Below are 12,428 nucleotides of genomic sequence, written 5' to 3'. Positions count from 1 at the left end.
GGCCCGGAAAATATGCGACATTGGATGGGAAGCGGATGAACAGCTTTCGCACACGTCACGTAGCGTAAGGGGCCGTCCGATGTCCGTAGTCGAGCAGTACGCGCGCGCCCACATCGTCACCGACGCGGACATGGACGAGGAGCGGTCGGCCGTCCCGGTCGTGCTCAGATACGACCCCGACGACAATCCGCGGTCCATACGCGTCGGCCTGCCCGGCACCCACGAGTGGACCCTCTCCCGCGCCCTCCTCGAACAGGGCCTGCGCGCCCCGGCGGGCAGCGGCGAGGTACGGGTGTGGCCGTGCGGACGCGTCCAGGCCATCGTGGAGTTCCACTCCGCGCAGGGCGTCTCCGTCGTCCAGTTCGAGTCGAAGACGCTCCTGCGCTTCCTGCGGCGGACCTACCTCGCCGCGTACGACAGGGCCGAGGCCCATCACGTGTGAGGCGGCCGGGGCCGGCCTCGGCGTGACCCGGCCGTGAACCGGGGCCGGTGGCGTCGGTCAGGCGTCGTCCGTCAGCCCATGCGCAGCAGCGACGCCACGATCGGCCCCGCCGTGTCGCCGCCGTGGCCGCCCGCCTGGACCACGCCGGCCGCCGCCAGGTCGCCGTGGTACGCCGTGAACCAGCCGTTGGGCTTGTCCTGCCCGTCGACCTCCGCCGAGCCCGTCTTGGCGCCGTAGTCCGGGCCCAGGCCCGCCATCGCCTCGGCCGCCGTGCCGTAGGCCGCGGTGTAGTTCATCAGCTCGCGCAGCTGCGACAGCGTGCCCGCGGACAGCGTGCGCGAGGCGGTGGCCAGCGTGCGGTGGTCGACGTCGGGGGAGACCAGGTAGGGCTGGCGGAAGACGCCCGACTTCACGGTCGCCGCCACCGACGCCATGTTCAGCGGGTTCATCCGCACCCCGCCCTGCCCGATCAGCGAGGCCGCCATCTGCGCCTGCGACTGCACCGGCACCGACCCGTCGAAGGTCGGCACGCCGACGGCCCAGTTGTTCATCGACAGCCCGAAGACCTGCTGCGCCTGCCGCGTCAGGTCGCTGTTGTCCAGCTTGGGCGCCTGGCTGATGAAGGCCGTGTTGCAGGAACGGGCGAAGCTCGCCTTGAAGCTGCCGTTCTTGATCTCGAAGTCGTCGTCGTTGTGGAACTTCCAGCCGCCGAAGGTGAACGTCTTCGGGCAGGGATGAGTCTTGTCCGCTCCCGCGAGACCCTTCTCGATCAGCAGCGACGAGGTGATGACCTTCATCGTGGAGCCGGGCGCGAGGGACCCCTGGAACGCGGTGTTGAAGCCGTGGCCGCTGTTGGCGACGGCCAGGACCTCGCCCGTGGAGGGCCGCAGCACCACCACGGAGGCCCGGGCCCGCTTGGCCACCTGCTCCTCGGCGGCGGCCTGCATCCGCGGGCTGAGCGTGGTCTTCACCGTGCCCGGCGTGCCCTCGCTCAGCTCCAGCAGCGTCTTGTCGGAGGCCTTCTTCGCCTTGGACTCCTTGCCGCGCACCACCCGCAGCTCGACGCCCGCCTTGCCGCCGGCGATCTTGCCGTACTTCTCGCGCAGCCCGTCCAGGACCGTGCCCAGCGACGGGTACTTCGCGGTGGTGATCTCGCCGCCGTCCCGGTCCAGCGCCTTGACCGGCGGGGTGCCGGACTCACCGGTGACGAGCGTGTCGCCGTCCTGGAGGTCGGGGTGGACGACGGAGGCGTGCCAGCCGACGAGGGGCTTGCCGTCACTGGCGCGCCGGACGACGGTGAGCGAGCTGGTGTAGGCGAGGGGCTTGCTGATGCCCCGGTAGGTCACCGTGCCCTTGACCGAGAACGGCACCTTGTCGCCCACGCGCGTGCCCGGCGTGAACGTCGCCTTCTCGATGTGGGCGTCCTTGGTGAAGCCGGTGAGCAGCGCCGTCGCCGCAGTGGCGTCGTCGGTCGCGGCGGCGGCCTGGGGCAGGCGCCCCTGCTGCCAGGCGGTCAGGAACGCCCGCGCGGCCGTGGTGACCTCGGCCGCGGACAGCGGGCCCGTCTTGACGGCCTTCGCCTTCTGCGCGGCCGCCGCCGCGGCGGCCGTCTGCTCGTCGGCGGCCGCTCCGCCGCCGTACAGCGCGTACGCGCCGATGCCGGCGCCGCCGAGCACCACGGCGAGCATCCCGCCCACCACGGCCGGCTTCGTCCTCCGTCGCTCGGCGACGCGCCTTCTCTTGCCCACTGCCTACCGTTCCTTCGTGTTCCCCAGGGCCAGGCCCTGCCCGGCGCCCCGTCGCCCTCGCTGCCCTCACCCACCCAACGACGGCGACCAGCCTAGAGTCCCGTCCTGTGGGGGTGATGTCAGCCGTCACGACGGCATCCGGACTGTGATCTCGGCCTCGCCGTGCCGTCGGCTGTACCGCGTCCGCTTCCGCGTCCGCGCCCGTCAGCCGGCCGCCCGCAGCACCGCCGCGACGATCGGTCCGGCCGCGTCCCCGCCGTGACCGCCCTCCTGCGTCATCGCCGCCGCCGCGACATCGCCGCGGTACCCGGTGAACCAGCTGTTGGACTTCGCCTGCCCGTCGACCTCCGCCGAGCCCGTCTTCGCGCCGATCTTCCCCTTGAGGCCGGCCATCGCGCGGGCCGCGGTGCCGGTCGTGGCGGTGCGGTTCATCATCGAGCGCAGCTGCCGCACGGTGTCCGAGGACAGCCCGCGCGCCTGGGCCAGCTCCCGGCCGTCCAGGCTCTGCGGCACGATCACCGGCTGCCGGAAGGTGCCCGTCATCGCGGTCGCCGTCACCGACGCCATGTTCAGCGGGCTCATCTGCACCTGGCCCTGCCCGATCAGGTTGGCCGCCTTGTCCGGGCCGCCGGCGGCGGGCACGGAACCGTCGAAGGACGGGATGCCGGTCTTCCAGTTGTCCCGCCCGAGCCCGAACCGCTGCTCGGCCTCCTCGGTCAGCGACTCGGTCTTCAGGTCGTCCACGTACTTGATGAAGGCCGTGTTGCAGGAGACGGCGAAGCTCTGCGCCAGCGTCGCGTTCCTGTCGGGCTCCAGGCCCTTGAGGTTGTGGAAGGTCTGCCCCTCCCACAGCGCGTCGGGCGGGCAGGGCGCCGGCCCGTCCGCCGTGGTGACGTCGTTGTCGATGAGCGTCGCCGCGGTGATGATCTTCATGGTGGAGCCGGGTGCCAGCTTGCCGAGGAACGCGGCGTTGAAGCCGTCCTGCCGGTGGTTGGCGACCGCCAGCACCTCACCGGTGGACGCCTTCACGGCCACCACGGACGACTCGGCGTAGTCCTTCACGGCCCGCTCGGCCGCCGCCTGCGCGCCCGCGCTCAGCGTCGTGCGCAGCTTGCCGGGCCGGCCCTCGGCGAGAGTGAGCAGCGTGGTGTCGGCGGTGGACCGGTCGGCGTGGTGGACGCTCAGCTCCACCGCCGGGGTGCCGCCCGCCTTGTCGCCGTACTTCTGGCGCAGCTCGTCCAGGATGGGGCCGAGCGAGGGGTACTTCTCCTTCGTCAGGACCTTGCCCTCGCGGTCCACGGCCTCGATCGCCGGGGCGGCCGACTCGCCGGTGACGAGCGTGTCGTCCATGTTCCTCAGCTGCGGGTGCACCACGGACGGCGCCCAGTCCACCAGCGCCCGCCCGGTGGTGACACCGCGCACGACGCGCAGGCTGCTGCTGTAGGCGAGCGGCTTGGACTTCCCCCCGTACGACACGGTCGCCCGCACGCTGAACGGCACGCTCGCCCCGTTCACCGCACCCGGTGTGATCCTCACGCCCGTGATGTGCGCGCTCTGCCCGTACGACGCCAGCAGCGGCTCGGCCATCGCGGCGTTGTCGGTGTACGACGCGGCCTGCGCGGCCTGGCCCTTCGCCCAGGCGGCGAAGAACGCCGTGCTCGTCTCCCGCACCTCGTCACTGCCGGGCGGCCCGGTCCGCACCGGCGCCGGACCGCTCGCCCCGCTGCCGCCGTCGCCGTTCAGCGCGGACACGACGTTGTACGCGCCGTACCCGGCCCCGCCCACCATCACGGCGAACACCGAGCCGACTATGGCGGCCTTCACTCCCTTGCGCATCGCGCGCCCTCCCCGTTTCCCCGTCCGTCCCGTCCCCCGACGGTCAGCCCTCCGCACTGTAAGTGGCGGGAGGGTCAACTGTGGGGGACGTTTCCGGATGTTGGCTCAACGGAGATCGCGACCAGCGGGGGAGGACGGACTGAGCCCTGCTCAGCGGATGCGACCAATGGGGTGAAAAGGCATGCTGGAGACAGGGGATCCGCTTTTCGGGAGATGATTCAGATGCGACGGTTGCTGCCTTGCGTGACCGTTGTGGCACTCCTCGCCCTCGGCAGCGGGACGGCCGTAGCGGCGCCGTCGAGCCCTCGGGCGGAGTCCCGCGCCGCTGTCACGGCTGCGGCGGAGCCGAGCGGGGTGATCACCCACGGGGCCGACGACGTCTGCAACTACACCAATCAGCGCCCGACGCTGAAGACCGGCTCGTCAGGACGCGCCGTCCAGCAGGCCCAGTGCTACCTGAACAACGCGATACCGGGACTGGATCTGGACGAGGACGGGGACTTCGGCCCGGTCACCGCCCGCGCGACGAAGCAGTTCCAGCGCTGCGCCGGCATCACCGTCGATGGCGTCATCGCGGCGCAGACCTGGTCGTTCCTCGTCTTCTGGGCGAACTCGACGGCTGAGGTCTGCTGAGGGACTGTCTCCGGGCCGCTCGCCGGCGGCCCGCAGGGGCCGACCGCCGGCGAGCGGCACCGAAGCTAGACCCACGTATCCAGCCACATCCGCGACCGCCAGTCGTCGATCGGGATCGCCGTGCCGGTGTAGATCGGCCAGAAGTAGATGAAGTTCCAGGCGATCAGCAGGACCAGGACGCCCGCGCCCGTCGCGCCCGCCACCCTGCGGGTGTCGGACGAGCCCGGTGGGCCGATGAGCGCGCCGATCAGCATCGCCACCGCCAGGCACAGGAACGGCACGAAGACCACGGCGTAGAAGAGGAAGATCGTGCGCTCCTGGTACAGGAACCACGGCAGGTAGCCGGCCGCGATGCCGCAGGCGATCGCGCCCGCACGCCAGTCGCGGCGGAAGAACCAGCGCCACAGGACGTAGGCGATCGCGAAGCACGCCGCCCACCACAGCAGCGGCGTGCCGAGCGCGAGGACCTCCCGCGCGCACTTGTCGCCCACGTCGGCCGGGCAGCCGTCCGTGCCGGGCGCCGGGGACTCGTAGAAGTACGACACCGGGCGCCCGAGGACGATCCAGCTCCACGGGTTGGACTGGTAGGTGTGCGGCGAGTGCAGGTTGAGGTGGAACTCGTACACCTCGTGCTCGTAGTGCCACAGGCTGCGCCACCAGTCCGGGAACAGCCACGACCAGCTGCTGTGCTTGCCGTCCGTGGCGGCCCAGTTGCGGTAGTAGCCGCCCGTGCCGTCCGTGGGGGACAGGATCCAGCCGGTCCACGAGGCGAGGTAGGTGACGAGCGCGACGGGCACCGTCGCCAGGAACGCCAGCCCCAGGTCGTGCTTGATCACCGCCGTGTAGGGGTGGCGGGCGCCGGCCACCCGGCGCGCGGCGACGTCCCACAGCACGGTCATCACGCAGAACGCCACCAGCACGTACAGGCCGTTCCACTTCGTGCCGATCGCCAGACCCAGCATCAGGCCCGCCAGCCAGCGCCAGGGCCGCCGGCCCAGCGACAGCGTGTCGGCGACGTGCGCGTCCGGGCGCACCCGGCCGTCCTCGTCCGCCGGCAGCGCGGCCGCCAGCCGCTCCCGCGCCCGGTCCCGGTCGACCACCAGGCAGCCGAACGCGGCCAGCACGAAGAACATCAGCACCCCGTCGAGCAGCGAGGTGCGGCTCATCACGAAGTGCAGGCCGTCCACCGCCATCAGCGCCCCGGCCAGGCAGCCGAGGAACGTCGAGCGGAACAGGCGGCGCCCGATCCGGCACAGCATCAGCACCGACAGCGTGCCGAGCAGCGCGGTCATGAACCGCCAGCCGAACGGGTCGAACCCGAACATCAGCTCGCCCAGCCCGATCACGTACTTGCCGACCGGCGGGTGCACGACGTACGCCGCGTCCGACGGCAGCGTCACATGCCCGCCGGAGTCGAGGATCAGCTTGTTGACGTCCTTGTCCCAGTTGACCTCGAACCCGTGGTGGACGATCGCCCACGCGTCCTTGGCGTAGTACGTCTCGTCGAATATCACCGCGTGCGGGCTGCCCAGGTTCCAGAACCGCAGCACCCCGGCCAGCAGCGTCACCAGCAGCGGGCCGCCCCAGCCGGACCAGCGCGCGATGCGATCGGCGAGCACCGGCGGGACGCCCAGCGCCTGCCACAGGCGTGTGCCGGGCGCGGCGAACGGCGGTACGAGCCGGGCGCGCACGTCGCTCGCGGGCCGCGCCGAGTATCCGTAACGGCGCAGCCGCTGCTGCCACGACGGCCGCGCATCGGGCGCCTGCTGGTCCTGCCGGGTGTCCGTGGAGGACGCGGTACTGGTCACCGCGCCATCGTAGGGAAGTCGTCTGTGGGAGTCCCGTGCCCCGGCGGTACCGGTCCGGATGCGACCGGTTGGTCCCCGCCCACTCCCGGCCCTGGGAGGATGGGGGCGTGACTGGAACCCTTGTTTTGGCGGGCACCCCCATCGGCGACATCCAGGACGCGCCGCCCCGGCTCGCCGAGGAGCTGGCCGGCGCGGACGTGGTCGCCGCCGAGGACACACGGCGGCTGCGCCGGCTGACGCAGGCGCTGGGCGTGACGCCCAAGGGGCGCGTCGTGTCGTACTTCGAGGGCAACGAGTCCGCCCGCACCCCCGAACTGGTCGAGGAACTCGTCGGCGGCGCGCGCGTGCTGCTCGTCACCGACGCGGGCATGCCGTCCGTCTCCGACCCCGGCTACCGGCTGGTCGCCGCCGCCGTCGAGCAGGACATCAAGGTCACCGCCGTTCCCGGCCCGTCCGCCGTGCTCACCGCGCTCGCCCTGTCCGGGCTGCCCGTCGACCGGTTCTGCTTCGAGGGGTTCCTGCCGCGCAAGGCCGGCGAGCGCCTCTCCCGGCTGCGCGAGGTCGCCGAGGAGCGCCGCACCCTCGTCTACTTCGAGGCGCCGCACCGGCTCGACGACACCCTCGCCGCGATGGCCGAGGTGTTCGGAGCCGAGCGCCGCGCGGCGGTGTGCCGCGAGCTGACCAAGACGTACGAGGAGGTGCGCCGCGGCCCGCTCGCCGAGCTGGCGGAGTGGGCGGCCGAGGGCGTGCGCGGGGAGATCACGGTCGTGGTGGAGGGCGCACCGGCGCGCGCCGCGGCGCCCGTCGACGCGGCGGAGCTGGTGCGGCGCGTGCGGGTGCGCGAGGAGGCGGGCGAGCGCCGCAAGGAGGCGATCGCGGCGGTGGCCGTGGAGGCCGGGGTGCCCAAGCGTGAGGTCTTCGACGCGGTGGTCGCCGCCAAGCAGGCGGGGGCGTAGGGCGCGTGGGCGCGTAGGGCGCGGGTGCGCGGGGGTGCGAAACCGCCTCTGAGCAGGGCGCATGTCCTTTGAGCGCGCGCCCCATAGCGCGGCAAAAACCGGCCGGAAATGGCAAAGGGATTCCGGCCATTGACGCCTTTGTGGCAAGCGACGCCCAAATCGGCTCCAACACTCGACAGGACATGTGCATTCACGCCGCGTCGAGGCATCCACTGGAGGACGGGACGCAGTTCGTCCCGCGTCCCAGCGGACAAACAGGAGCCGGCATGAGCGACATCACCGAGCAGACCGGCCTGCGGGCCGGTGCCACCGCCGTCGTCCACGAGTCGTACGCGTTCGCCTGCATGCGCTGCGGGCACGGCTGGGAACAGTCGTACGAGATAGAGCACCACACCGACGCCGACGGCCACGACTACGTCATCTACGTCACCGACGGACAGGTCGTGCCCTCACCGCTGCGCCGGCCCGTGTGCCACAACTGCGACCACCACGTCGTGCGCATCATGCGCGCCGGGCAGGTGGCGTCGGTGCGCGCGGCAGCCGGCCGGAACCGGCCCGCACCGCAGGCCGGACCCGCCGAGGCCCCGGCCGCCGCCGGGGAACCGGCCGCGGACCACCACTGGCACCTCTCCGACCTCCTCCACCCCTTCCAGCGCAAGGCGGGCTGACCGCTCCCGGTGCCGGCCGGCCGTCCCCGCTCCCCGCGCCGGCCGGGCGTGCCCCTTCCGTAGGATCGGGGCATGCCTTCCCACGCCGAAGCCCCGCCCCTGCCGGAGCCCCTCCGGGTCCCGGTCGCCGACTCGCACACCCACCTCGACATGCAGTCCGGCACGGTCGAGGAGGGGCTGGCGAAGGCGGCGTCCGTGGGGGTGACCACCGTCGTCCAGGTCGGCTGCGACGTCCGCGGCTCGCAGTGGGCCGCCGAGACGGCCGCCCGGTACGACGCCGTCCACGCGGCCGTCGCCCTGCACCCCAACGAGGCCCCGCGCATCGTCCACGGCGACCCCGACGGCTGGTCCCGGCAGGGCGAGCGGGAGGCCGGGGGCGCGGCGGCGCTCGACGAGGCGCTCGCCGAGATCGATCGCCTCGCCGCGCTCCCGCACGTCAAGGGCGTCGGCGAGACCGGCCTGGACTACTTCCGCACCGGCGAGGAGGGCAAGGCCGCGCAGGAGCACTCCTTCCGCGCCCACATCGAGATCGCCAAGCGGCACGGAAAGGCCCTGGTCATCCACGACCGCGAGGCCCACGCCGACGTCCTGCGCGTCCTGAAGGAGGAGGGCGCCCCCGAGCGGACCGTCTTCCACTGCTACTCGGGCGACGCCGGCATGGCCGAGATCTGCGCCCGCGCCGGCTACTACATGTCCTTCGCCGGCAACGTCACCTTCAAGAACGCCCAGAACCTGCGCGACGCGCTCGCCGTCGCGCCGCTGGAGCTGGTCCTGGTGGAGACCGACGCCCCGTTCCTGACCCCGGCGCCCTACCGGGGGCGGCCCAACGCCCCCTACCTCGTCCCGGTCACCGTGCGCGCGATGGCCGCCGTGCGCGGCACCGACGAGGACACGCTGGCCACCGCGCTCGCCGCCAACACCGCCCGCGCCTTCGGCTACTGACACCCGCCCGCCGACAACGCTCCGTGGTCGTGCCGCTTTGGAGAGTGACGGCCGCTCCGCTAGGTTCTGGGGGCCCGATCGGACCCTGCGGACGACCCGGATCCCCGCACCCCTGGAGCGTGTCGGCGTGAGCAACTCGCACTACTACGAGCAGGCGTACGCGGAGGCGTACACGCGGACGTACGTCCCCTTCGACCCGCACACCGCGGAGACCATCGGCTACGGCGAGCCGTACACCGACCCCTACCGGTCCTCCTACGAGGCCCCCGGGGCGTATGACGGCCGCGAGGCCTACGACGACCACGCGGCCTCCTACGCGTACGAGGCCCCCCGCGCCCACGACACGCAGGCCGACGCGACCCTGCCCCGCCAGGGCTGGGGCCCGGGCGGGCCGGGCGAGGCGACGGACGTGCCCGCGCCCGCGGTGCGCGCCGGAACCGGCGGGCGCGCCGCCCGCCGGCGCAGGGCGCGCCACCCCGAACGCGCGGACGGCTCCGTGCGCCGCCTGCTGCCCCAGGCCCTGGTCGTCGCCTTCCTGGCCGGCGGCACCACCGCCTTCGTCGCCAAGGACAAGGCCATCGAGCTGAGCGTCGACGGGGGCCGGCCGCGCACCCTGCACACCTTCGCCGACGACGTCAGCGACCTGCTCGCCGAGGAGGGCGTCCACGTCGGGGCGCACGACGTCGTCGCGCCCGGCCCCGACGAGGAACTCGCCAGCGGCGACGAGGTCGTCGTCCGCTACGGCCGCCCCGTACGCCTCACCCTCGACGGGCAGCGGCGCGAGGTGTGGACCACGGCCCACACCGTGGAGGGCGCGCTCCGGCAGCTCGGCGTGCGCGCGGAGGGCGCGTACCTGTCCACCTCGCGCTCCCTGCCCATCGGACGCGAGGGCCTCGCCCTCGACGTGCGCACCGAACGCACGGTCACGGTCATGGCAGACGGCCGCGCCCGCACCATCCGCACCAACGCCGCCACCGTCCGCGAGGCCGTCGAGGAGGCCGGCGTCACCCTGCGCGGGCAGGACACCACCTCGGTGGCGCCCGGCAGCTTCCCGCGCGAGGGACAGACGGTCACCGTGCTGCGGATCAGCGCGTCCAAGGAGACCCGGGAGGAGGCGATCCCCTTCGAGGTGCGGCGCACGGACGACCCCACCCTGTTCAAGGGCACCGAAGTGATCGAACAGGCCGGCCGCCCCGGGCTGCGCCGGGTCACCTACGCCCTGCGGACCGTCAACGGCGTACGGCAGAAACCGCGACGCACCGGCAGCGAGCTGGTGCGCGCGCCGCGCACCCAGGTGGTGAAGGTCGGCACCAAGCCGCTGCCCGCCTCCGCGGGCGGTGCCGACGACCTGAACTGGCAGGGCCTCGCCGCGTGCGAGTCCGGCGGGCGGCCGGACGCGGTCGACCCCTCCGGCACGTACGGCGGCCTCTACCAGTTCGACACGCGGACCTGGCACAGCCTCGGCGGCAGCGGGCGGCCCCAGGACGCGCCGGCCGCCGAGCAGACGTACCGCGCGAAGAAGCTCTACATGCGCCGCGGCGCGAGCCCCTGGCCGCACTGCGGCGCCCGCCTGCACGGGTGAGCGGCCTCGGGGCGTCCGGCGCGGTCGGCTCGTCCCCGTACCCTTGTCCCGTGAGCAGCCCCACCCCCGACGCCCTGCTGGGCCCCGCCGACATCCGTGAACTCGCGGCGGCCCTCGGCGTGCGTCCCACCAAGCAGCGCGGCCAGAACTTCGTCATCGACGCGAACACGGTCCGCCGGATCGTCCGCACCGCCGAGGTGCGCCCCGACGACGTGGTCGTCGAGGTCGGCCCGGGGCTGGGCTCCCTCACCCTCGCCCTGCTGGAGGTGGCCGACCGGGTCACGGCCGTCGAGATCGACGACGTGCTCGCCGCCGCGCTGCCCGCGACGATCGCCGCCCGGATGCCGGAGCGCGCCGACCGGTTCGCGCTGGTGCACTCCGACGCCATGCACGTCACCGGGCTGCCCGGCCCGCCGCCCACCGCGCTGGTCGCGAACCTGCCGTACAACGTGGCCGTGCCGGTCCTGCTGCACATGCTCGACACCTTCCCGACCATCGAGCGCACCCTCGTCATGGTGCAGTCCGAGGTCGCCGATCGGCTCGCCGCCGGGCCCGGCTCGAAGGTGTACGGCGTGCCGTCCGTGAAGGCGAACTGGTACGCCGAGGTGAAGCGGGCCGGCGCCATCGGGCGGAACGTGTTCTGGCCGGCGCCCAACGTCGACAGCGGGCTCGTCTCCCTGGTCCGCCGCACCGAGCCGCTCAAGACGACCGCGTCGAAGGCGGAGGTCTTCGCCGTCGTCGACGCGGCCTTCGCCCAGCGCCGCAAGACGCTGCGCGCAGCGCTGGCCGGCTGGGCGGGCTCCGCGGCCGCCGCCGAGGCCGCGCTCGTCGCCGCGGGCGTCTCCCCGCAGGCCCGCGGCGAGGCCCTGACCGTCGAGGAGTTCGCCCGCATCGCCGAGCACAAGGAGCCCACGGCCCCGTGAGCGTCACCGTCCGCGTCCCCGCCAAGGTCAACGTCCAGCTCGCCGTGGGCGCCGCACGCCCCGACGGCTTCCACGACCTCGCCAACGTCTTCCTCGCGGTCGGGCTGTACGACGAGGTGACCGCCACCCCCGCCGAGGAGCTGCGGATCACCTGCGCGGGCCCGGACGCCGGCCAGGTCCCCCTGGACCGCACCAACCTCGCCGCCCGCGCGGCCCTCGCCCTCGCCGAGCGGTACGGCCGTGAGCCCGCCGTCCACCTGCACATCGCCAAGGACATCCCGGTCGCCGGCGGCATGGCGGGCGGCAGCGCGGACGGCGCGGCGGCGCTGGTGGCGTGCGACGCGCTGTGGGGCACGCACGCCTCCCGCGCGGAACTGCTGGACATCTGCGCCGAGTTGGGCAGTGACGTGCCGTTCAGCCTGGTCGGCGGGGCGGCGCTGGGCACCGGGCGGGGCGAGAAGCTGACGCCGCTGGAGGTCGGGGGCACCTTCCACTGGGTGTTCGCGGTGGCCGAGCGCGGCCTGTCGACGCCGGCGGTGTTCCGCGAGTTCGACCGGCTGGCCGAGGGCCGGGACATCCCCGAGCCGGTCGCCTCCGACGACGTCCTGGACGCCCTGGCCGAGGGCGACGCCGACGCCCTCGCGGCGGCCGTCACCAACGACCTCCAGCCGGCCGCGCTGTCCCTCTACCCCGAGCTGTCCGCCACCCTCGCTGCGGGCGAGGCGGCAGGCGCCCTGACGTCCCTGGTCTCGGGCTCCGGTCCGACGACGGCGTTCCTCGTACGCGACAGCGCCTCCGCCGATGCGGTGGCGGAGGCGCTGCGGGCGTCCGGGACGTGCCGGAGCGTGCGGGTGGCGTCGGGGGCGGTGGCGGGGGCAACGGTGGTCTGA

At 73.4% G+C, this 12,428-nt stretch carries 11 protein-coding genes; 8 read left to right on the top strand and 3 right to left on the bottom strand.

The genetic code is table 11. The features are described 5' to 3' along the window. The first annotated feature begins 79 nt into the window (after positions 1-79). Positions 80-442, top strand: coding sequence for an SsgA family sporulation/cell division regulator (locus IE308_RS27435; RefSeq protein ID WP_110628698.1), 363 nt, complete (start codon positions 80-82; stop codon positions 440-442). Between the two features lie 71 nt (positions 443-513). On the opposite strand, the gene IE308_RS27430 is transcribed toward IE308_RS27435, so the two are convergent. Beyond that, positions 514-2,190, bottom strand: coding sequence for a penicillin-binding transpeptidase domain-containing protein (locus IE308_RS27430; protein WP_190219977.1), 1,677 nt, complete (start codon positions 2,188-2,190; stop codon positions 514-516). A 204-nt stretch (positions 2,191-2,394) separates the two neighbouring features. Then, positions 2,395-4,026 (bottom strand): penicillin-binding transpeptidase domain-containing protein, encoded by a 1,632-nt coding sequence (locus tag IE308_RS27425; RefSeq protein WP_190219976.1) that lies wholly within the window; start codon positions 4,024-4,026, stop codon positions 2,395-2,397. Positions 4,027-4,269: 243 nt separating this feature from the next. Between IE308_RS27425 and IE308_RS27420 the strand changes: the two genes are divergently transcribed. Continuing rightward, on the top strand, positions 4,270-4,659 hold the full coding sequence (locus IE308_RS27420) for a peptidoglycan-binding domain-containing protein (protein ID WP_190219975.1): 390 nt from the start codon (positions 4,270-4,272) through the stop codon (positions 4,657-4,659). Positions 4,660-4,724: 65 nt separating this feature from the next. Here the strand turns inward: IE308_RS27420 and IE308_RS27415 are convergent, their stop codons facing one another. Continuing rightward, positions 4,725-6,467 (bottom strand): dolichyl-phosphate-mannose--protein mannosyltransferase, encoded by a 1,743-nt coding sequence (locus IE308_RS27415; RefSeq protein ID WP_190219974.1) that lies wholly within the window; start codon positions 6,465-6,467, stop codon positions 4,725-4,727. A 107-nt stretch (positions 6,468-6,574) separates the two neighbouring features. Here IE308_RS27415 and rsmI point away from each other — a divergent pair, with 107 nt between their 5' ends. The 6 genes from rsmI (at position 6,575) to IE308_RS27385 (ending at position 12,428) form a co-directional block, all read left to right on the top strand. Beyond that, a complete protein-coding gene (rsmI, locus tag IE308_RS27410; protein WP_110628693.1) occupies positions 6,575-7,423 on the top strand; it encodes a 16S rRNA (cytidine(1402)-2'-O)-methyltransferase in 849 nt (282 codons plus the stop codon). Between the two features lie 266 nt (positions 7,424-7,689). Then, on the top strand, positions 7,690-8,091 hold the full coding sequence (locus IE308_RS27405; protein ID WP_110628692.1) for a hypothetical protein: 402 nt from the start codon (positions 7,690-7,692) through the stop codon (positions 8,089-8,091). Positions 8,092-8,163: 72 nt separating this feature from the next. Beyond that, positions 8,164-9,033 (top strand): TatD family hydrolase, encoded by an 870-nt coding sequence (locus tag IE308_RS27400; RefSeq protein WP_110628691.1) that lies wholly within the window; start codon positions 8,164-8,166, stop codon positions 9,031-9,033. Positions 9,034-9,160: 127 nt separating this feature from the next. Then, complete coding sequence (locus IE308_RS27395; protein ID WP_190219973.1) at positions 9,161-10,615, top strand: resuscitation-promoting factor; 1,455 nt, start codon at positions 9,161-9,163, stop codon at positions 10,613-10,615. A gap of 50 nt (positions 10,616-10,665) precedes the next feature. Continuing rightward, positions 10,666-11,538: a 16S rRNA (adenine(1518)-N(6)/adenine(1519)-N(6))-dimethyltransferase RsmA gene (rsmA, locus tag IE308_RS27390; RefSeq protein WP_190219972.1), complete on the top strand. Its 873-nt coding sequence runs from the start codon at positions 10,666-10,668 to the stop codon at positions 11,536-11,538. Further along, entirely contained in the window at positions 11,535-12,428 is an 894-nt protein-coding gene (locus IE308_RS27385; RefSeq protein WP_190219971.1) for a 4-(cytidine 5'-diphospho)-2-C-methyl-D-erythritol kinase, read from the top strand. The genes rsmA and IE308_RS27385 overlap by 4 nt, the downstream gene beginning before the upstream one ends.

Origin of the sequence: Streptomyces griseosporeus (assembly GCF_014656055.1) — a bacterium.
Classification (GTDB): Bacteria; Actinomycetota; Actinomycetes; order Streptomycetales; family Streptomycetaceae; genus Streptomyces; species Streptomyces griseosporeus.
The sequence above is the reverse complement of the archived record's forward strand: the minus strand, read 5'-3'. Positions and strand labels throughout refer to the sequence as shown.

What these genes read in the sequence shown, in the direction of transcription:
- IE308_RS27435 (WP_110628698.1), top strand. Translation starts at nt 80, where the DNA reads ATGTCCGTAGTCGAGCAGTACGCGCGCGCCCACATCGTCACCGACGCG.
- IE308_RS27425 (WP_190219976.1), bottom strand. Translation starts at nt 4,026, where the DNA reads ATGCGCAAGGGAGTGAAGGCCGCCATAGTCGGCTCGGTGTTCGCCGTG.
- IE308_RS27405 (WP_110628692.1), top strand. Translation starts at nt 7,690, where the DNA reads ATGAGCGACATCACCGAGCAGACCGGCCTGCGGGCCGGTGCCACCGCC.
- IE308_RS27400 (WP_110628691.1), top strand. Translation starts at nt 8,164, where the DNA reads ATGCCTTCCCACGCCGAAGCCCCGCCCCTGCCGGAGCCCCTCCGGGTC.